Source organism: Sphingomonas sp. (genome assembly GCF_036269755.1).
Lineage (GTDB): Bacteria > Pseudomonadota > Alphaproteobacteria > Sphingomonadales > Sphingomonadaceae > Sphingomonas.
Genome location: NZ_DATBDV010000022.1, coordinates 19,847 through 39,917, shown reverse-complemented (window position 1 = coordinate 39,917; position 20,071 = coordinate 19,847). Strand labels below are relative to the sequence as shown.

The 20,071-nt window shown below is 66.5% G+C and carries 20 protein-coding genes and 1 pseudogene; 5 read left to right on the top strand and 16 right to left on the bottom strand.

The window, feature by feature from the left end; all coding sequences use genetic code 11:
• The 3 genes and pseudogenes from VH326_RS14685 to VH326_RS14675 form a co-directional block, all read right to left on the bottom strand.
• A pseudogene (locus tag VH326_RS14685) lies at positions 1-780 on the bottom strand (chemotaxis protein); the annotation flags it as partial.
• A 66-nt stretch (positions 781-846) separates the two neighbouring features.
• Complete coding sequence (locus VH326_RS14680) at positions 847-1,371, bottom strand: DUF177 domain-containing protein (protein ID WP_329632587.1); 525 nt, start codon at positions 1,369-1,371, stop codon at positions 847-849.
• Positions 1,368-1,871, bottom strand: coding sequence for a ubiquinol-cytochrome C chaperone family protein (locus VH326_RS14675; protein WP_329632586.1), 504 nt, complete (start codon positions 1,869-1,871; stop codon positions 1,368-1,370). The genes VH326_RS14680 and VH326_RS14675 overlap by 4 nt, the downstream gene beginning before the upstream one ends.
• Before the next feature lie 117 nt (positions 1,872-1,988).
• Between VH326_RS14675 and VH326_RS14670 the strand changes: the two genes are divergently transcribed.
• Positions 1,989-2,477: an outer membrane protein assembly factor BamE gene (locus VH326_RS14670; RefSeq protein WP_329632585.1), complete on the top strand. Its 489-nt coding sequence runs from the start codon at positions 1,989-1,991 to the stop codon at positions 2,475-2,477.
• Between the two features lie 3 nt (positions 2,478-2,480).
• On the opposite strand, the gene VH326_RS14665 is transcribed toward VH326_RS14670, so the two are convergent.
• The 11 genes from VH326_RS14665 to VH326_RS14615 all read right to left on the bottom strand — a co-directional run bounded on the left by VH326_RS14665 (position 2,481) and on the right by VH326_RS14615 (position 13,171).
• Positions 2,481-3,632, bottom strand: coding sequence for a DSD1 family PLP-dependent enzyme (locus VH326_RS14665; RefSeq protein ID WP_329632584.1), 1,152 nt, complete (start codon positions 3,630-3,632; stop codon positions 2,481-2,483).
• A 42-nt stretch (positions 3,633-3,674) separates the two neighbouring features.
• A complete protein-coding gene (locus VH326_RS14660; RefSeq protein WP_329632583.1) occupies positions 3,675-4,175 on the bottom strand; it encodes an SRPBCC family protein in 501 nt (166 codons plus the stop codon).
• A complete protein-coding gene (locus VH326_RS14655; RefSeq protein ID WP_329632582.1) occupies positions 4,168-4,626 on the bottom strand; it encodes an SRPBCC domain-containing protein in 459 nt (152 codons plus the stop codon). The genes VH326_RS14660 and VH326_RS14655 overlap by 8 nt, the downstream gene beginning before the upstream one ends.
• On the bottom strand, positions 4,623-4,943 hold the full coding sequence (locus tag VH326_RS14650; RefSeq protein ID WP_329632581.1) for a metalloregulator ArsR/SmtB family transcription factor: 321 nt from the start codon (positions 4,941-4,943) through the stop codon (positions 4,623-4,625). The genes VH326_RS14655 and VH326_RS14650 overlap by 4 nt, the downstream gene beginning before the upstream one ends.
• 59 nt (positions 4,944-5,002) lie before the next feature.
• Positions 5,003-5,869, bottom strand: coding sequence for a hypothetical protein (locus VH326_RS14645; RefSeq protein ID WP_329632580.1), 867 nt, complete (start codon positions 5,867-5,869; stop codon positions 5,003-5,005).
• Entirely contained in the window at positions 5,869-7,203 is a 1,335-nt protein-coding gene (locus tag VH326_RS14640) for a hypothetical protein (RefSeq protein ID WP_329632579.1), read from the bottom strand. The genes VH326_RS14645 and VH326_RS14640 overlap by 1 nt, the downstream gene beginning before the upstream one ends.
• A gap of 151 nt (positions 7,204-7,354) precedes the next feature.
• Entirely contained in the window at positions 7,355-8,164 is an 810-nt protein-coding gene (locus tag VH326_RS14635; RefSeq protein WP_329632578.1) for an EF-hand domain-containing protein, read from the bottom strand.
• A 237-nt stretch (positions 8,165-8,401) separates the two neighbouring features.
• Positions 8,402-9,742: a dihydrolipoamide acetyltransferase family protein gene (locus tag VH326_RS14630; RefSeq protein ID WP_329632577.1), complete on the bottom strand. Its 1,341-nt coding sequence runs from the start codon at positions 9,740-9,742 to the stop codon at positions 8,402-8,404.
• A 6-nt stretch (positions 9,743-9,748) separates the two neighbouring features.
• The gene (locus VH326_RS14625) at positions 9,749-10,753 is read right to left on the bottom strand and encodes an alpha-ketoacid dehydrogenase subunit beta (protein ID WP_329632588.1); all 1,005 of its coding nucleotides are present in this window, start codon (positions 10,751-10,753) and stop codon (positions 9,749-9,751) included.
• A gap of 44 nt (positions 10,754-10,797) precedes the next feature.
• On the bottom strand, positions 10,798-12,081 hold the full coding sequence (locus tag VH326_RS14620) for a 3-methyl-2-oxobutanoate dehydrogenase (2-methylpropanoyl-transferring) subunit alpha (protein ID WP_329632576.1): 1,284 nt from the start codon (positions 12,079-12,081) through the stop codon (positions 10,798-10,800).
• Positions 12,082-12,166: 85 nt separating this feature from the next.
• Entirely contained in the window at positions 12,167-13,171 is a 1,005-nt protein-coding gene (locus VH326_RS14615; protein ID WP_329632575.1) for a fumarylacetoacetate hydrolase family protein, read from the bottom strand.
• A gap of 164 nt (positions 13,172-13,335) precedes the next feature.
• Here VH326_RS14615 and VH326_RS14610 point away from each other — a divergent pair, with 164 nt between their 5' ends.
• A complete protein-coding gene (locus VH326_RS14610) occupies positions 13,336-14,490 on the top strand; it encodes an acyl-CoA dehydrogenase family protein (protein ID WP_329632574.1) in 1,155 nt (384 codons plus the stop codon).
• A gap of 35 nt (positions 14,491-14,525) precedes the next feature.
• Entirely contained in the window at positions 14,526-15,416 is an 891-nt protein-coding gene (locus tag VH326_RS14605) for a hypothetical protein (protein WP_329632573.1), read from the top strand.
• Between the two features lie 4 nt (positions 15,417-15,420).
• Here the strand turns inward: VH326_RS14605 and VH326_RS14600 are convergent, their stop codons facing one another.
• Positions 15,421-17,010 carry an ABC-F family ATP-binding cassette domain-containing protein gene (locus tag VH326_RS14600; RefSeq protein ID WP_329632572.1) on the bottom strand — a complete coding sequence of 530 codons (1,590 nt, stop codon included), beginning with the start codon at positions 17,008-17,010 and terminating at the stop codon, positions 15,421-15,423.
• 300 nt (positions 17,011-17,310) lie between these two features.
• Here VH326_RS14600 and VH326_RS14595 point away from each other — a divergent pair, with 300 nt between their 5' ends.
• Positions 17,311-18,660 (top strand): DEAD/DEAH box helicase, encoded by a 1,350-nt coding sequence (locus tag VH326_RS14595; RefSeq protein ID WP_329632571.1) that lies wholly within the window; start codon positions 17,311-17,313, stop codon positions 18,658-18,660.
• A gap of 136 nt (positions 18,661-18,796) precedes the next feature.
• Here the strand turns inward: VH326_RS14595 and VH326_RS14590 are convergent, their stop codons facing one another.
• Complete coding sequence (locus VH326_RS14590) at positions 18,797-19,462, bottom strand: nitroreductase (RefSeq protein ID WP_329632570.1); 666 nt, start codon at positions 19,460-19,462, stop codon at positions 18,797-18,799.
• Between the two features lie 96 nt (positions 19,463-19,558).
• Between VH326_RS14590 and VH326_RS14585 the strand changes: the two genes are divergently transcribed.
• Complete coding sequence (locus tag VH326_RS14585; RefSeq protein ID WP_329632569.1) at positions 19,559-20,068, top strand: DUF1993 domain-containing protein; 510 nt, start codon at positions 19,559-19,561, stop codon at positions 20,066-20,068.
• Positions 20,069-20,071 lie beyond the last annotated feature (3 nt).

Here is a 20,071-nt window from a genome sequence, read left to right as displayed (position 1 = left end):
CTCGGCGGCCGCCTCGACTTCGATCCGCGCATCCTCGATCGCTCGGATCAGCCCCGCCGCGGTCTGCGCCGCCTCTCGCATCGCCACTGCCGATTGCTCGGCGGCGGCGGCCACTTCCGACGTCTTGCCGATCATACCGCGCGCGAGTTTCGATGCGGCCGCGCCCTGGGCACGCAGCGACGTGCCGTTTTCCGACGCCGCGGTGACGGTCGATCCGATCTTGGCGTTGAATTCGCTCGCCAGCAGGTCGCGCTGGCACCGCGCATCATGCTCGACATAGGCGCCATAAAGCGACGCGTAGATATCGCACTCGAGTGTGCGCAGCCGCGACAGCACGTCGTCGATCTGCCAGCGTTCCTCGGGCGAGCAATCGTGACGCCGCGCCAGGATATCGAGCGTCTGGCTGCTGCCGGCGCCGGTCATCGACAGGATCGCGGTCAGCGACACCCCTTGCGCGAACGCGGCGGCGACGGTGCGCTCGGCCGACTTGACCCAATCGAGGCCGGCGGGATCGAGATACCGATTGCGCAGATAGGCGACGCCGAGATCGATCGCGCGCTCGTGGTCATGCGCGATGAACTTGTCGCCATTGAAAAACTTGTGCCACTGCCGCCAATGCGATTCGGAGATCGCGCGCGCCTCTGGCTCGATCACTTGCCAGATCGTCGCCGCGAGCGAGAAGTCGCCCGGTTCGAACCCGAACAAGGTAAGCCGCTGCGCGAGATCGAGCGACTCGCTGACGCTCCCCGGTTCGGGCAATTGCTTGAGCGTCGACGTCACAGGCGCTTCCTCGGGAAACTGGCCGGCCGACGCTAGCGCAACAGGGTAAAGAGACGTTTAAGGCGGTCAGGTCCCGCCGAGCTTGTCGCGAAGCCCGGCCAGCGCACCGAATGGCCCAGCTTCCTCCTCGCTCAGCACGCCGGCGGCCCTGAGCATGGCTTCGGCGCCCGGCCCGCGCACGAACGGGTCGATGGCGAGCGCCACCGTCTCCGCCGCGACTTCGCCAAGGTCGATCGCGCCGCCGTCATAGGGGATTACGTCGATGTCCTCGTCGCCGAGCTCGACCTCCTCCTGCGACTCGGTCCCGGCGGCGACGAAGCGAAGCGACACAGGCTCGTCGATCGTGGCCGTCAACGGCTCGCCAGTGACGCTGCAGGCTTGGGTCAGGCCGGCCGTGACTCGTCCCTCGACCAGGATTCCCGCGGCCTCGCGGCGGATCGTGAAGTCGCCCGCGAGCCGGTCGATCGCGATCAGGTCGAACCGCTTGGCGAGCGCGGCCCGCTCAGCTTCGCCCGCCTCGACCGCGACTGCGCGGACTTCGCCGCCGATCGTGTCGAGCCGCTGCGGGCGCGCGAACTCGACGTCGCTCATGCCAGCTCGCCCGCGATCAGCCGATCGGTGGCGACGGCGGCGAGCTCGTCGCGCAACGCCAGCAATTCATGCTCGACATGCGCCAGGGCCGAGTCCGCCGGGGCGTCGCCGCGATAGAGGTTGCGGACCAAGGCCGGCTTGAGATCGCCCGCCGCCAGCCCTTCGCGATATGCGCCTAGCCGCCCGCCGAGCATCGCCATCATTCGCCCGATATGCTTGCCGACGAGCAAGTCGCCGATTCCGATTTCGCGCAGCTGCGGGTCCATGTCGTCGACGAACGCTTCGGCGAGATGGGTCGCGGCGGCTTTCCCCTGATCATCATCTTCCAGCCGCAGCATCGCCATCGCCAGCACAGCGGCGATCATGTCGAACCGGCCATCGACGCTGTCGGCGACGGCCCCTTCCAGATACCAATGCGGCTGGCGCGCCCGCGCGACGATTGCGGCGTACAATCCCGCCACCTCGTCGCGCTTGCCGATGAACCTGTCGAACAAACCCATAATCTGACCCTGCAACCAGCAGCCTTGTGCCACCGCGATGCTCCGCATATTGAGGCGAACGGCGCCCGATGCAATCGCGCGGGCGCCGCGTATCGGCGTGGGGCGCGGGAGATTCGAATGACCAAGGCAATCCGGACGATCGGCACCGCCGCGATGGTGGCGGCGCTGACGCTGACCGGCGGTTGCACCACGCTGCGCTCGCACCAAGGCTATATCATCGACGCCGATCTGGTGAATTCGGTGCAGCCCGGGGTCGATAACCGCGCTTCGGTGCTGCAGACGCTCGGCAAGCCGAGCTTCGCCAGCCAGTTTGACACCGGCAACTGGTATTACGTCGCGCGCGACAGCCGCAACCTCGCCTATCTCAATCCCAAGCCCAAGAGCCAGTTGACGCTCAAGATCACCTTCAACGACCAGGGCGTCGTGCAGGGGATCACGCGCACCGGTCTCGATCGGGTTGCGTCGATCAGTCCGTACGACAAGACCACGCCGACGCTGGGCCGCAAGCGCACCTTCTTCGAGGAACTGTTCGGCAATATCGGCACGGTCGGCGCGCCCGGCTCGGGCGGCGCGGGCAGGGGTGGCGGCGACGACAGCCAGCCGTAACGGCTAGGCCGATCGCCCACGCGCGGTGACTGGCCAGATCGCGACCAGCGTATCACCCCGAACGAGGTGGTACGCATCATAGAGGTTGACCGTCGGGTCGCAGTGCGGCGTCATCGCCGTCACGCGCGCGCCGAGCAGCGGTGCGGTGGCGCCCTCCGAGACCAGCACCGCGCCCTGCTCGTCGCCCATGAAACGGTAGCGGCTCCCCGGTGGCGCGCCGGCGAGGATCGCGGGCATCCCGGCCTCGGTCGCGAACGCCTTCAGCCCGGCGTCGAGCGTCGCCATCCCCGGCGTGTTGCTGCTGATCACGCGCGTGTCGACCATCAGCGCGGTGGCGAAGCCCGCGCCCAGATCGCACTCGGCATATTCGCGGTCCATGAACACGTACGACCCGACCTGGAGCTCGGTCAGCACGCCGAGCTCGGCGTCGATGCGGTGCGTGCCGGTGCCGCCGCCCGTTACGACCGGCGGGGTCAGGCGTGCGTCGCCGAGCGCGGCCATTACGTTTTGGAGATAGTCTGTTCGGTCGGCGATCGCCGCGCGGCGATCGGCATAGGTCGCGATGTGCTGCTGCGACCCGCAATAGAATTGGACGCCGCCATATTCGAGGCCCGGCGCATCCGCGATCTGGCGGGCGAGCGCCGCGGCCTGGTCGGGCGAAGCGACTCCGGTGCGGTGAATGCCGGGATCGATGTCGACCAGCACGCGAATCGGACGCTCGCTATTGGCGACGGCGAGGGCCGCGACCGCGTCTGGGTGATCGGCGACCAGCGCCAGATCGGGGATGCGCTCGTGGAGTGCGACCAGCCGAGCGATCGCCGGTTGTGTCACGACGGGCGAAGTCAGCAGGATCGATTCGATCCCTTCCGCCGCCAGTGCTTCGGCTTCACCCAGCTTGGCGCAACACAACCCGACCGCGCCCGCCGCGATCTGCAGCTTGCCGATTTCGGCGCTCTTGTGCGTCTTGGCGTGCGGTCGCAGCGCGACGCCCGCGTCGCGTGCCCAGCGCGCCATCGCCGCAATATTGGCGTCGAGCGCATCACGATCGACGATCAACGCGGGCGTGTTGAGCTGGTCGCGCGACCCCGGCTGGCCGATCAGACGGGCGTGGAGGTGATGGCTCGGCGTCATCCGGCCGTCTTCTGCGACCGACATTCGATTGTCGATAGTGGTCAGCCCAGCGCCACCGCCGCTCGCTCAGCCGCTGCCGCGTGCCAGCGCCCAGAAGTCAGGTACCGGCTGCCCGGCCAGCCGGCGCTGCAGCGTGTCGAGATGCGACCCCCAGCCACCCCCGAAATTGCGCGCGTCGTCCGCCCCGCGCAGACCTGCATGGGTCAGCGTCAGCTGCGTCCGCTCACCGTCGAGCGGGACAAGCTCGATCGTCACCGATCCCGCCGCCCCTCCGTCCCAAGTGAACGCGAGCAGGTGCGGCGGCTCGATCCGCTCGATCGTCTCGAACCACGATTTGCCCGCGTTCCTGGCGTAACGCTCCGGCGTCGGCACGTCGCCGTCGGACAGAGAGGCGTGGTCGAAGGTCAGCCCGAACTTGCCGCCGACCCGCGGCTCGGTCTCGCCGCCCATGAACCATCGCGCACGCAGATCGGGATCGATCAGGTAGCGCCAGACGGTGTCGACCGGCGCCGCAAGCACGCGTTCGAACCGCAGCATTGCGGGGGTGATCGTGTCGTGGTCAGCCATCATCGTTCTCCATTACGTGCGCGAGGCTGTCGAGGATCATCGTCCAGCCATGTCGCGTCTGCTCTTCGTAGTCGGCCCATTCGGCGTCCATTTGGTGCGTCAGCGTAATTCGCGACCCGGCGTCGATCGCCGCTATCTCCATCGACACGCGAGTCCATTGCCCTTCCTCGCCACCGACGCCGGCGAGGCAGGCGCGGAACAGAAAGACCAGCCGGCGCGGGCGATCGATCTCCTCGTACTGCAGATGATGCTCGGCCAGCCCCTGCGGCCGGCGCTCGGTGATCAGCGCGCGCCCGCCGACCCGCGCATCGATGTCGCATCTTTCCATCGCGCCGTCGGGAGTCGCGAACAGGAAGTGCCGCGCGGTGGCAGGATCGAGCCAGGCGTCGAACACTCGCTCGGGCGGAGCCGCAATCTCACGGGTCACGGTCAGGACGATCGGATCGGTCATCCTCTGTCCTGCGCGACGATCGCCTCGAGCCGCTCGAGCGTCGAGTTCCAGAAGCTCTCCCATTGCCGCAGCCATTGATCCGCCTCGCGCAGCCGCTCGGCCTTCAACCGGCACAATTGCTGGCGCCCGGCCTTGCGACGCTCGACCAGCCCGGCGCGTTCGAGCACACCGACATGCTTGGCCGCGCCCGCGAAGCTCATCGCGAACGGCTCCGCCAGCTCGCCGATCGATCGCTCGCCGCCGGTCAGCCGCGCCAGCATCGCTCGCCGGGTGGGGTCGGCCAAAGCCGCGAAGGTCGCATCGAGTCTCTCAACCATGTGGTTGAATTACTCGCGCGATCGGCAACTGTCAACCGGACGGTTTAATAATGTCGCGCTTAAGAGATGATCGGCGCCATCAAATCGGGCTCGCCATAGTCGGTGAGGTGGGCGTGAGATGCCTCAAACCAGCTATCCCAGAAACTGTGGAGCGCGGCGAGCGCCGGGGTATTGCGGCTTGCATCGGGCGCGCTGTCGGCGGGGATCGATCCGGCCCCGACGACGATCACGCGAGCGCCGCCGAAATCGCCGAGCGTGCCGGCCCGGCGGCTGAGGTCCAGTTCGGCGGCCGGATCGATCAGGCGGAGCTGGTGTTGCTTGTAGAAGCTGGTGACGTCCGAATGCTCGAGCATGTCGGAAACGAGCAGCACGATTTTGTCGCGCGCGCTCGACTTGCGCACCGCTTCCGAAATCTGGGCGAGACCACGCTCGATCGCCGAATGGCTGAACTGCGCCGATGCGTCGCCCGTCGCGGCATCGACCTTCCCCGCGAATTGCGTCTGCGCGAAATCGAGCTGCTGACCCAGGCAATCGTCGAGCTTCTTCAAACGCCGCACCGGAAGCGAGGGACGCGCGGCGTTGTCGACCGGCGATTCGACCAATCCGCTCGCGACCTCGGTCGGATAATGGTCGCGATCGAGCGCGGAGAAAGTGTAGATCGCGACGTCACCCCGCTTGCCGATCAGTGACCGCACCGTCTTTCGGACCGTGTCGCGCAGTTTGTCGTCGAGTCCGGTGGTCTGGTCGATCACGACGAACAAGGCGTGAGTCGCGGGCGGCCGCGAGTCGTCGAGCCCGGCATCGGCGTAGCAACTCGGCACGAGGTCGCCGGCGCCGACGGCCGAGCTGCTATTTCCCTTACCGGTGCCGCAAGCATCGAGCGATACCAGTACGAGTGCGCTCGCGATGCCCAATACCACGCGCATCACGCTTCCCCCTGCCCAGGCTCGACGACGACCGGCGCGGGCGCGTCCACCTCTTCCGTTGTATCTTCGCTCGCCTCCGGCTCGCGGGGATCGTCGCGACGCCGCCCCGACCGGTCCTCGATCAGTGCACGCGTGGCCGCCTTGGCGACCTCGGTCGGGTCCTGCAGGTCGGTGACCCCGCGCTTGCGCTCCTCGCGCACGAAGGTGATGAAATCGCGCGTCCAGTCGAGATCGACCGGCAAATGCCGCTCCATCATTCGGTGAAGCGAGCTCAAGCGCAGATCGGCGAGACTCATCCGCCGCCGGATCGGGCGGAAATAGGTTTCGTAATCGGCGCAGCCCTGGATTGCCTTGAACGCTTCGCCGCTCTGCTTGCCGACAAAACCATAACGGTAGCCGACGCCCATGCCGACCAGCTGAGTCACCACGAAAACGATCGCAAGGATCCAGAAGCTGGTGATCGCTGCATAATGTTGCGCGGCCTGCGACTGTGCGGCGCCCCCGCGCGCGCTGCCGAAGATGCTCACCGACGTTTGCGCCAGCTCGTCGCCTTGCAGCGTCTCGATCCGGAGCAACGTCGACAAACCGGCGATGAACAGGATCAGCAATCCCGCCACCCAGACCCAGGCGTAGCTGCCGAGGTCGTCGGGCGTCGTGGCCACACGATTCGCGCACTGCACGTGCTGCGGGCGGTTATCGTCGATCCCCTGATCGTCGCTCAGCGACACGATCCGCGACGTATAGGTGCGAGTCGCGCGGTCGTTGCTCGGCATGTGGAGGTTTTCGGCCTGGAAGCGCTTGAAGCAACTGCGCAGCAGCCGCGTGCGATAGAGCTGGTGCCCCGCGGCGTGAGTAACCATCACCAGGATGATCGCGAGCACCGCGACGATCATCGCGGTCAACTCATATCGCAGGTTCTCGGAGGCATCGAGCGCCATCCAGGTACTGAGCAGCAACGAAAAGCCGACCGCTTCCAGGATGATCAGCAAGGCAATCAGGCCGAACACGCGCTTGGGCATCGGCTTTCGTCCCGCATCGAACGCCTTTCTGAGATATTCGCTGTTCTTGGCGAACTCCTCGGGCGAGATCGCGCTCATGTGTCGCGCATAGTCGCGGCACAGGGTCAGTTCCGAGTTGAGCCAGCTGCCGGGCTTGGCTTCCGACAGGTCCCGAGAATAGCGCGCGAGCTTACCGATCAGTGGCACGCGATAGGTGAAGTCGGTCAGCGGAAACGAATCGTGGTGGAGATAGGCGAGCAATGCGACGGTAGCGATCGCGGCGAGCGCGACCGCCAGCCCCGTCAACGAATTGAGCGATTCGAGCAAATCCGCCATGCCACCCCCCGATCGGCCGCGACTCGCAGGTACAGGCTGCGATACGCCGAAGGATCAACGAGTGGTTGAGGGTGGCAAAGCGCCGTATGCGCCATTTTGGGTGCTAATAAGCGCGAGTTTCCTCCGAAATGAAGCGATCGTCGCGGGCGAGCTATTCACCCGAATCGCCCTCGCCACTCCCAGGCGGAGGTCGTCCGCTGCCACCGAACCGGCCAGCGCCGCGCCGCGCGCCGCCGAACCCGCCGCCTTCGGGCAGCGTCAGCTTGGGCAGTTCGCCCCAGCCGATCTTGCCGTCATGGTTGCGGTCGAGCAGCGCGAAGCGCTCGGTCGCCGCGTCGCGAAATTCGCGCGGGTCGATGCCGCGATTGAAGTTTGCGTCGGCGGTCGTCACCGGTTCGGGATAGTCGAAGAAGCCGAACCGTGCCGCGCCGCGCTTGACGTCGTCGTAGCGCTGCGTCTGGCCCGCGGATGTACCGCCGCCTGAACCGGCGCCGCCCATTCCCCCGCCATAGCCGCCGCCACCACCACGCCGGCCCCCGCCGCCGCCGCGTCGCCCGCCGCCGCCCGAGCCGGAGCCGCTACGACGAACGCCGGCGCCGCCCATCGCTTCACCGCCGGTGCGGATTTCCGGCGCAAGCACCGTTTCGTAGAATTCGATATCGTCGGGATCGATCTCGCCGTCATGCCCGCGGTCGAGCCGCTGGAAGAAACGGTCGGCGTCGGCGGTGAATTCGGCCAGGCTCAGCGCGCCGTCATGGTCGGTGTCGGCGGCATCGAACCATTGCCGCACGGGATCGGGACCGCGGAACGGCTCGCCCATCGGGCTGATGAACAGCCGCCCGCGCGGTCGTTCGCCCTCCGGCCGCGCCCGCGGCGCGGGCATCGGCGGCAACGTCCCTGCCAAAGGCGGCTTGTCCTGTGCCGCGACCAGCAACGCCCATCCCACGATCATGCCCAGCATCGCGCGCTCCCTCAGTGGCGGGGCGACGCTAGGCGTGGACTGTCGCAGAAGTATGTCGGCAGATCGCCCGGGCGCGACGAGCATTGGCCTGCGGTGACTCACGATCTTGGGCTCGACCGGCTGGCCAATGCAGGCGCGGTCGCGCGCGAGTTCGCGAAAACCAGCAACTCGTCCTTCGTCAGCAGGCGCGGATGCGCGACTCCGGCATCGTCGACGAACGCTCGCGATATTAACCTGTCAATCGGTGAACAGCAGGACCGGCGTCTCGAGAAATTTCTTGAGATGCTGGACGTAGCTGGCGGCGTCCCAGCCGTCGACGACGCGGTGGTCGCAACTGATTGAGAGGTTCATCAGCTTGGCGCGGATGATGTCGTCGCCGCGGAATATCGGGCGCTCGACGATCTTGTTGGGTCCGATGATCGCGACTTCGGGGCGGTTGATCACCGGCGTGGTGGCGATGCCGCCGAGCGGACCCAAGCTCGTGACGGTAATCGTGCCGCCGCCCATCTCGTCGGGCTTGAGCTTGTTGGCGCGCGCGGCCTCGGCCAGCCGGCCGATCTCGGTCGCGAGCTGCCAGACGTTCTTGTCCTGCGCGTCGCGGATGACGGGAACGGTGAGGCCGGCATCGGTCTGTGTCGCCATGCCGAGATGGACTCTGCCCGAGCGAGTCACCACGCCGGCTTCGTCGTCGTAGCGCGCGTTGAGCATCGGGAATTCGGGTAAGCTACGGCAGATCGCGGCGATCACGAACGGCAGCATCGTGAGCTTGGGGCGCCCGCCGCGATTGGCGTTCAAGTCGGCGCGAACCTCCTCGAGCGCGGTGACGTCGATTTCGTCGATATAGGTGAAGTGCGGGATGTTGCGCTTCGACGCGGCCATGTTCTCGGCGATTCGGCGGCGCATGCCGATGACCTTGATCGTCTCGTCGTCGCGCGCGCGCGATGCGTGGGGGGCGTGATAGCCCTGGCCCGACCCGTAGCGCAGGAACGCGTCGAGATCAGCGTGGCGGATGCGATCGCCATCGGCTTTGACCTGCGACAGATCGACCCCGAGTTCGCTGGCGCGCTGGCGCACGGCGGGGGAGGCGAGGACGGCCTTATTGTGCTCCGGCGAAGGCCGGAGCTGTGGCGAGGGAACGGCTTCGGCTGCCAAAGCCCCGGCCTTCGCCGGAGCACTGGGCGTCTCATATGCCGGCGTCTTGCCCTCGGCGTCGGCGACGCCGGGATTCTCGGCTTCGATCGTTTCCTCGACCTCTTCGATCTTGGCCTCGTTCGCCGGCAATTCGCCCGGCGCACCGTCGGCCACGGTCTCTTCGGAGGGCGCTATCGTCGCCTCGCCCGCCGTCTCGATCACCACCAGGGTCGACCCGATCGGCACCTGGTCGCCGACCTCGCCCGCCAGTTCGAGCACGGTACCCGCGACCGGTGACTCCATCTCGACCGTCGCCTTGTCGGTCATCATGTCGGCGAGCTGCTGGTCCTCCTCGACCGAGTCGCCGACCTTGACGTGCCACGCGACGATCTCGGCCTCGGCAATGCCTTCGCCGATGTCGGGCAAGCGAAATTCGAAACGGGCCATGGCGCGTCAGTCCTTCATGATCTTCTTGAGCGCCTGTCCGATGCGGACGGGGCCGGGGAAATAGGCCCATTCGAGGCTGTGCGGGTAGGGCGTGTCGAACCCCGTGACGCGCTCGATCGGCGCTTCGAGGTGATAGAAGCAACGTTCCTGGACGAGCGCCGACAATTCCGCGCCGAACCCGCTGGTGCGAGTCGCTTCGTGGACGATCATGCAGCGGCCGGTCTTCTTGACCGACTCCTCCACCGTATCGATGTCGAGCGGGACGAGCGTGCGCAGGTCGACGATCTCGGCATCGACCCCGGCTTCCTCGACCACCTTGGCGCAGACATGGACCATCGTGCCGTAGCACAGGATCGTCAGCGCCTCGCCGGCCCGCACGACGTTCGCCTTCCCCAGCGGCACGGTATAATAGCCCTCGGGCACTTCGCCTGCGGGGTGCTTCGACCAATTCTCCGCCGGGCGGTCCCAATGGCCGTTGAACGGGCCGTTATAGATGCGTTTGGGCTCGAAGAAGAGCACCGGGTCGTTATCCTCGATCGCCGCGATCAGGAGGCCCTTGGCATCGTACGGCGTCGACGGGATCACCGTCTTGACGCCCGAAATGTGGGTGAAGATTCCTTCCGGCGACTGCGAATGGGTCTGCCCGCCGAAGATGCCGCCGCCATAGGGCGAGCGGATCGTCATCGGCGCGATGAACTCGCCCGCCGAGCGATATCTGAGCCGCGCCGCTTCCGACACGAGCTGGTCGAGCGCGGGATAGATGTAGTCGGCGAACTGGATCTCGGGCACCGGGCGCAAGCCATAGGCGCCCATCCCGACCGCGACCCCGACGATGCCGCATTCGGTGATCGGCGTGTCGAACACGCGAGTCTTGCCGTGCTTCTTCTGCAGGCCCGCCGTCGCGCGAAACACGCCGCCGAAATAGCCGACATCCTCGCCCATCACGATCACGTCGGGGTCGCGCGCCATCATCACGTCGAGCGCCGAGTTGATCGCCTGGATCATGTTCATGCGCGTGGTCGCGCCCGCTTCGCCCGCCTCCGCGGTCATGTCGCTCACTTCCGCGCCCATGGCCGTCCGCTCGCTTCTTCTTCCGCCATCATCTGCGCCTGCTGCTCGCGCAAGTGCCACGGCATTTCCTCGAACACGCCGTCGAACAAGGTGTCGAGCGGCTGGTGCAGGCCGTGGCCGAGGATACCGTTCTTCTCGGCCTCCTTCTGCGCGTCGCGCACCATTTCGGCGAGTTCCTTGTCTTGGGCGGCGTGGCGCTCCTCCTCCCACTCGCCGAGCGCGATGAGGTGATTCTTGAGCCGAACGATCGGGTCGCCGAGCGGCCACGCATTCGGCTCGCCCGCCGAGCGGTATTGCGTCGGGTCGTCCGAGGTCGAATGCCCCTCCGCGCGATAGGTGAAATGCTCGATCAGCGTCGGTCCCTGGTTGATCCGCGCGCGCTCCGCCGCCCATTGCGTCGCGGCATAGACCGCCAGCGCATCGTTGCCGTCGACGCGAAGGCCGGCGATACCATAGCCGACCGCCCTTGCAGCGAAGGTCGTCGCCTCGGCCCCGGCGAAGCCCGAGAACGAGCTGATCGCCCATTGATTGTTGACGACGTTGAAGATCACCGGCGCGCGATAGACGGTCGCGAAGGTCAGCGCCGAGTGGAAGTCGCCTTCCGCGGTCGATCCTTCGCCGCACCAGGTCGCCGCGATCCGCGTATCGCCCTTCGACGCCGACGCCATCGCCCAGCCGACCGCTTGCGGATATTGCGTGGTCAGGTTGCCCGAGATCGAGAAGAACGCGAACCGCCGCTCCGAATACATGATCGGCAGCTGCTTGCCCTGCAGCTTGTCGCCGGCGTTCGAATAGATCTGGTTCATCATGTCGCCCAACGGGCAGCCGCGCGAGATCAAAACACCCTGCTGGCGGTACGACGGGAAGCACATGTCGTCGTCGGCAAGCGCCGCGGCGGCGCCGATCGACACCGCCTCCTCGCCCAGCGACTTCATGTAGAAGCTGGTCTTGCCCTGGCGCTGCGCACGGAACATGCGCTCGTCGAACGCGCGCACCAACGCCATGTTGCGGAGCATCCGCCGCATCGCGTCGGCCGAGAGCTTTGGGTCCCACGGCCCGACCGCGCGGTTATCCTCGTCGAGCACGCGGACCATCGCATAGGCAAGATCGGTGAAGGCCTTCGCGTCTTCGGCGGTGTCGGGGCGGCGAGTCGCGCCCGCCGCGGGGATCTCGACCTCGCTGAAATCAACCGCGTCACCCGGCCTGAACTTGGGCTCCGGCACATGGAGCGACAGGGATTTAAGGTTGGCGCGCGTGTCGCTGGCCATGCTCTCTCCGGGTTCGACTCGTGTTGCGAAACGCTCGCGCGGCGCTTTCGGCCCGTTGTTATAAAATTTCAATCGCCTTGGCGAGTCAGCCGCCAACCGTCTGCTCGATCACCCCGAAGATCGGGTGGTGCTTGTCGTCCTCCGCCCAGATCCGTACGGTGTCGCCCGCCTTGAGGAACGGCGTCACCGGCTTGCCGCCGGCGATCGTCTCGACCGTGCGCACCTCGGCGAGGCACGAATAGCCGACCCCGCCCTCGGCGATCGGCTTGCCCGGACCGCCATCGGCATCGCGGTTCGACACGGTGCCCGATCCGACGATCGTCCCCGCGCCGAGCTTTCGCGTCTTCGCCGCGTGCGCGATCAGCGTGCCGAAATCGAACGTCATGTCCTCCGCCGCCTCGGCGCGGCCGAACGGCTGGCCGTTCAGGTCGACCATCAGCTTGCGGTGGAGCTTGCCGTCGCGCCACCAACTCCCAAGCGAATCGGGGGTGACGAACACCGGCGAGAACGCGCTCGCGGGTTTCGACTGGAAGAACCCGAACCCCTTGGCGAGCTCCCCGGGGATGAGGTTGCGCAACGACACGTCGTTGGTCAGCCCGACCAGCACGATCGCCTCGAGCGCCTGCTCGCGGCTGGCGCCGAGCGGCACGTCGCCGGTCACCACCACCACTTCGGCCTCGAGGTCGCAGCCCCAAGATTCATCGGCGAGCGGGATCGGATCACGCGGCCCCAGGAACCCGTCCGATCCGCCCTGATACATCAGCGGGTCGTGCCAGAAGCTCTCGGGCATCTCGGCATTGCGCGCCTGCCGCACCAACGCGACATGGTTCACATAGGCCGACCCGTCGGCCCATTGATACGCGCGCGGCAGCGGCGACGCGGCGTCATGCTCGTGGAACCGCTCGCGTGGGATAACTTCATGGTCGAGGTCGGTCTGGAGGTTGCGCAAATCGGGCGACAGCCGATCCCAATCGTCGAGCGCGGCCTGCAGCGTGGGTGCGATGTGCGAGGCGTCGGCGCACCAGGCGAGGTCGTTCGACACCACGACGAGCTTGCCGTCGCGTCCATGCTTCAGACTGGCCAGTTTCATGCGCGCTCCCTTTGACCCATCACCCTTACCCGTTCGCTTCGAGCGAAGTCGAGAAGCCTTTCTTGCGTCAGCGTGTCTCGACTTCGCTCGACACGAACAGCGTTGGGTTGACGCCTTGGTCAACTCCCCGCACGTTGCCCGAAAGGTTGCAGGAGAGGACTGATATGACCCCCGACAGCGTGCCCGGGCGCTTCGCCTATAACGAGGATCACGAAGCGTTCCGCCAGACCGTGCGGTCGTTCCTGCAGAAAGAGGGGGTGCCCAACGTCCACGATTGGGAAAAGAACCGCCTCGTGCCCAAGGAATTCTGGCGCAAGGCTGGCGAGATCGGGATGCTGTGCCCGACCGTGCCCGAGGCCTATGGCGGGCTCGGGCTCGATTTCGGCTATAACGCGATCGTCGACGAGGAGATGTCGTATATCGGCGTGCCGGCGGGCTTCTCGCTGCAATCGGACATCGTCAGCGGCTATATCGAGCATTACGGCTCGGAGGAGCAGAAGAAGCAATGGCTCCCGCGCCTCGTTTCGGGCGAAACGATCACCGCGATCGCGATGACCGAGCCGGGGACCGGCTCCGATCTTCAGGCGATCCGGACCTCGGCGAAGAAGGACGGCAATCACTACGTCGTCAACGGCAGCAAGACCTACATCACCAACGGCCAGAACGCCGATCTGGTGCTGGTCGTCGCCAAGACCGATCCCGACGCGCAACCCGCGTACAAGGGCATGTCGATCATCCTGATCGAGGCTGATCGCGAGGGGTTCAAGCGCGGGCGCAAGCTCGACAAGATCGGCCAGGACGCCGCCGACACCTCCGAATTGTTCTTCGAGGACGTCCGTGTGCCGATGACCAATTGCCTGGGCGAGGAAGGCAAGGGGTTCATCTACCTGATGAGCCAATTGCCGCAGGAACGGCTGTCGATCGCGATCGGCACGCAAGCATCGGCGCAAAAGGCCTTCGACGAAACGGTCGAGTTCACCAAATCGCGCAAGGCGTTCGCCGGGATGGTATTCGATTTCCAGAACACGCGCTTCGTGCTCGCCGACCTCAAGACCAAGCTCCAGGTCGGTTGGGCTCATCTGGACTGGGCGATCCAGCGGCATCTGAAAGGCGAACTGACGCCGACCGAGGGCGCGGCGGCCAAGCTTTGGCACACCGAACTGCAATGGGAAGTGATGGATAAATGCCTCCAGCTTCACGGTGGCGCCGGGTACATGAACGAATATCCCATCGCGCGGATGTGGCGCGCGGCGCGCGTGTCGCGGATTTATGGCGGGACCAATGAGATCATGAAGGAGCTGATCGGGCGGTCGCTCTGATTGAACTCGCGAGCGGTACACGGTATCGTTCTGCCGTGTACCGCTTGTTCCTCCCGCTCGCATTCGGTCTGGCGTTGCTGGCCCACTCGGCGGTCGCGCAGGACAAGCCCAAGACGCAGTCCGAGATCGTCATCAACGGCAAGCTCGACGATCAAGTCGATGCGCTGGTGCGCCGGCTCGCCCAGGGCAAGAACGATCGTCAGATAGCCCGCTGGGACGACCGCATTTGCGCCAGAGTGCTAGGGCTTGGGTCCGAACGCGCGGATTATCTGACGGGAAGGATCGTCGCGGCCGCGAAAGCGGTAGGGGTGACAACGGCGGGGAGCGCCAAATGCACGCCCAACGTACTGGTCGTTTTCACGCCCTTCGCCGACGCGTTCGCCGCCGACGTGGTCAAGAATCATCCGGATTACATCCAGAACCCAGATATGTTCGGCCTGCCGCATGGCAAGCTCAAGGCGAGCTATCTCGCTCCCCGCCCGGTGCGCTGGTTCTCGATCCGGAAAACGGTGATGGCGGACGGCGGCACGGTCGACACGTTCCCGAAAGGCTCTGGCGATGGACAGCATCTGTCGTTCGCTCCGCCGTCGCGGATCGGCCTGCCCACCCGTGAAAACACCATGCTGTCGCTGATCGTGGTCGACGAGCCCAAGATGGCGGGGCTCAAATGGTCGCAGCTCGGCGACTATCTGGCGATGGTCAGCCTGGGCCAGCCCGGGATGGATGTCGATTATGCTGGCGAGGACAGTGTGCTCGCCGTCTTCGCCGACCGCGATGCCGGGAAGGCGGCACCGCTTGGGCTGACCGAGCAGGACCGGAATTATCTCGTCGCGCTGTACAAGTCGGACGCCGCGCTCGCGCCGGATCAGCAGCGCGGGCAGATCAAGCGCTACTTCAAGAAGCAGCCCGGCGCCGAGGGCAACTAGCCGCTCACGCCAGAGCGACCTCGCGCTCCACCCCGATCGCCTTCAGAAACGCCGCGTCATGACTGACCACCAGCAGCGCCCCGTCATAGCCGCGCAGCGCCGCCTCGAGCACCTCGATCGAGTCGAGGTCAAGATGGTTGGTCGGTTCGTCGAGCATCAGCAATTGGGGCGGGCGCGCGGCCGATAGCAGACAGGCGAGGCCGGCGCGGAGGCGCTCGCCGCCCGACAGCGTGCCGACGATTCGCTCGGCCGCCTGGTTGCGGAACGCGAACCGCGCGAGCGCGGCGTGGGCGTCGTTATCGGTGAGACCAGGGCTGAGCGCGCGCAGATTGTCCAGAATTGATGCGTCGCGTTCGAGCAGGCCGACATGCTGGTCGAGCAACGCGATTCGGTCCGACCGCGACACGCTGCCCGCGACTGGGTCTATCGTCTCTGCCGCCATCACCAACACGCTGGTCTTGCCCGTGCCGTTGGCGCCGATAAGCGCCACGCGCTCGGGGCCGCGGATCGTCAGGTCGATCGGTCCAATCCGCCGCTCGCCGCGTGCGATCACCGCGCGCTCGATCCGCAGCAACTCGCGCGATGACGACAGCCCGGTCGATGGCAGGCCGATGGCAAACGGCGTCACGATTTCGACGCGTTGCCGCGCCGCCGCCTGCACTTCCACGGCGTCGCCGATCAGCTGCTCGGCCAGCCGGCTGTCGCGCCCGCCGCTGGTTTCGGCACGTCGCTTCATCGCGCCCATTAGGATCCGCGGCGCGCTGCCCGACGCGGCGAACGCGCGCCCGGTCTTGTCGCGCCGCGCCTTTTTCTCGCGTTGCGCTTGTGCCGCGCGGCTGGCTTGACGGAGCTCGTCGTCGGCGCGGTCGAGTTCGCGCGCGGCGACCGCCCGCTCGGCGTCGCGCACGGCGACGAAATCACTCCAGCCGCCCGCGACAATCCGGCACCCGACCGGGGTCAGCTCGACGATGCGGTCCATGCCTTGAAGCAATGCTCGGTCGTGGCTCGCCACCACGACGCCGCCCTTCCACCCCGCGATCAGATCGGCCATTGCCGCGCGGCCGTCGGCGTCGAGATTGTTGGTCGGCTCGTCGAGCAGCAGCAGGTCGGGCGCGGCGATCGTCGCGCGAGCGATCGCGACGCGCGTGCGCTGGCCGCCGCTCAAGGACGCGAGCGGACGGTCGAGATCGAGCCAAGGCAATCCGACCTCTGCCAGCGCTCCCGCGATCCGCTCTTCGAGGCTCCAATCGGCAGCGGCGAAATCCTCTTCGTCGCCATCGCCCGCCTCGACCCGGCGCAACAGCGCAAGCGGACCGGCAACTTCCAGCGCGGCCGAGATCGAAATCGAGTCGTCGGGCCAATCCTGCCGCAGTAACGCGACGCTGCCGCTTCGCGCGACGCTCCCCGTGGTGGGCGCGATCTCGCCGGCAATCGCGCGGAGCAAGGTGGACTTGCCGCAGCCGTTGCGCCCGGCCAGCCCGGTTCGCTGGCGGCCGAAGGATAAAGTCAGGTCGTGAAAGAGCGGACGGCCGTCAGGCGTCGATAGCGACAGCGAATCCAGCGTGAGAAAGAAAGATATACGGCACCTGAGCAAAGAGGACGGATCGGGCGATCGTCGTCTTGGTCAAGGCTGCCTCCTGTCGCGTGCGGGCGGCAATGCCCGGCTTCGTCCCTTTCATACCGAAACCGCCAGCCGACGGCAAATCTTGACTTTTCGCGCTGCAGCATGCATATGCCGGTGATCGAGGCGTCATGCAGCGTGATCGTGCCGCAAGGCACAGGCTCCGTCTCGGTCGATAGCTAACAGGCTTCCCAAATCACGCGGGGTGTCATTTTCCCCCGCCGCCCGTGCGCCTCCTTGGCGTGCGTGAGGCACATTTTTGAAAAGAATTTCATGACCAAATTTTCGCATCTCGGCCTCGCCGAGCCGCTCGTCCGCGCGCTCGAGGCCAAGGGCTACACCACGCCCACCCCGATCCAGGAACAAGCGATCCCGATCGTGCTCGAAGGCCGCGACTTGCTCGGCATCGCGCAGACCGGCACCGGCAAGACCGCCGCCTTCGTGCTGCCGTCGATCCAGCGTCTCGTTGCCGCCGACAAGCGCGTGCTGCCGACGCACTGCCGGATGCTCGTGCTTGCGCCGACTCGCGAGCTCGCGAGTCAGATAGCCGAAAGCGCGCGCGCCTATGGCAAGTTCAGCCGCATGATCGTCGCGACGGTGTTCGGCGGCACCAGCATCAACAAGAACCGTCAGGACATGGCGCGCGGCGTCGATATCCTCGTCGCGACCCCGGGGCGCCTGCTCGACCTGATTGAGCAGCGCTTCGTCAACCTCAACCTGATCGAGACGCTGGTGCTCGACGAGGCCGACCAGATGCTCGACCTAGGCTTCATCCACGCGCTCAAGAAGATCGTGAAGATGGTGCCGCGTCAGCGCCAGACCCTGTTCTTCTCGGCAACCATGCCGCAGTCGATCCGCGATCTCGCCGATCAGTTCATCAAGGATCCGGCGACCGTGGCGATCAAGCCGGCCGCGACCACCGCCGAGCGGGTCGATCAATACGCGACCTTCGTCAATCAGGCGGAGAAGCAGGCGCTGCTGACGATGACGCTCAACGATCCGTCGATCGAGCGCGCCCTCGTCTTCACGCGTACCAAGCACGGTGCCGACCGAGTCGTCCGCCTGCTCGGCCAGAACGGCATCGCGGCATCCGCGATCCACGGCAACAAGAGCCAGCCGCAGCGCGAGCGCGCGCTTGCCGCGTTCAAGACTGGTGAGATCAAGGTGCTGATCGCGACCGACATCGCCGCGCGCGGGATCGACGTGTCGGGGGTCAGCCACGTGATCAATTTCGAGATCCCCAACGTTCCAGAACAGTACGTCCACCGCATCGGGCGGACGGCACGCGCGGGCAAGGACGGGATTGCGATCAGCTTCGTCGCCGACGACGAGAAGCCGTATCTGCGCGATATCGAGAAGACAATCCGCCAGAAGGTGCCGCTGAAGGCACTGCCCGAGGGTTTCCTGGCGGAATCGGCGCGGCTGGCGTCGGTGCGCAAGAACGCCGGCCATGTCGAGCCGACTCGCGACGAGCGTCCGCGTGGCCCGAGCGGCCAGCGTCCGCCGCGCAAGACGCACGATCCGCGTCCGGCCAATCCCTATGCCTCGCGTGGGCGCAGCGGCGGCAATCGCCGACGTGGTGGCCGCGGCGGCCAGGGCGGCCGTGCTACGGCGAGCGCCTGACCCTTCCTCTCATCGAAAAGCGGTGGGGAGCAGCGATTCTGCGCGAAAGGGCGCGCGGCTGAGATAGCCGTCCCTTTCGACCCCATCCTTCTCGCGGTTGCGCGCGGGCCCCGTCGCTCTCCCAGGGGGAGAGCCGTCAGGTCCGGACGCTCAACCACTCGCCTTCCGGTGCGCGCTCGGTGCGCAGCCGGTTGGCGGGCTCGGCCTTGTCCTCACGGCCGATCGCCATTCCGCAAAACAGCATACGCTCGGCCGGCACGTCGAGGAACCGCTCGATCGTCTCGGGATACATCGCCCAGCATTCCTGCGGGCACGTCGCGAGCCCGGCCTCGACTGCGAGCAGCATGACATTTTCCAGATACATGCCCAGGTCGCTCCATTGCGGCGGCCCCATCCGGCGGTCGACCGTGCAGAACATAGCCGCGGGCGCGCCGAAGAACTGGAAATTGCGCGCGAACCATTGGCGGCGTGCCGCCTTGTCAGCGCGCTCGATCCCGATATGCCCGTACATCGCCTCGCCGACCGCGAAGGTGCGGTCGCGATATGGCGCGGTGAAGTCGCGCGGATAGATGTCGTAGCCGGGCTTCTCGGTGTGCCCGGCCTCGATCTTGGCCGCCATGATCGCCTTGAGCTCGTCCAGACTCTCGCCGCCGACGATGTCGACGTGCCACGGCTGGATATTGCCCCCGCTTGCCGCGCGCGCGGCCTTGACCGCGATGTCGCGAAGCAGCTCCGGATCGACCGGGTCGGGCAGGAACCCGCGCACCGACCGGCGCGCTGCGATGGCATCGGAAACGTTCATGGCGCGCCCTCCTTCGCCGACCCGGCTCGCCCCGGCAAGACGCACTTGCGGGTGTCCCTTGCGATGCGTAGGCCCGCGAGCAACAGGGGAGAAACCATGCTGATCACGATGTTCAGCTTCGTCGGGCTCTACGACCGCACGCTCGGATCGCTTCAGCATCTGCTCGACAAGGGTGCCGAGTTCGCCAAGTGGCAGGGTCAAGACCCCGATTCGATCCTCGACTGGCGGCTGGTCGACGACATGCACCCGCTGCGCTTCCAGGCCGAGGTGGTGATCAGTTTCTCGCGCCAATGGACCGCGCGCGCCGCCGGGCTGCCGGTGCCGGAGCGGGTTCCCGACGACCTCACGCTCGACGGCCTGCGCGCGGCGATCGCCACGGCGCAGGCCGACCTCGCGGCGCTGACGCCCGATCAATTTGCCGGGCGCGACGACGAGCCGCTGACGATCCAGATCACCGACCAGATGGAGCCGACGCTCCCGACCAGCCAGTGGCTGTCGGTGTTCGCCACCACCAACATCTATTTCCACCTGTCGATGGCGTATGCGATCCTACGGCTGAAGGGCGTGCCGATCGGCAAGATCGACCTGTTCGCGGGACGGCTCTGAAGC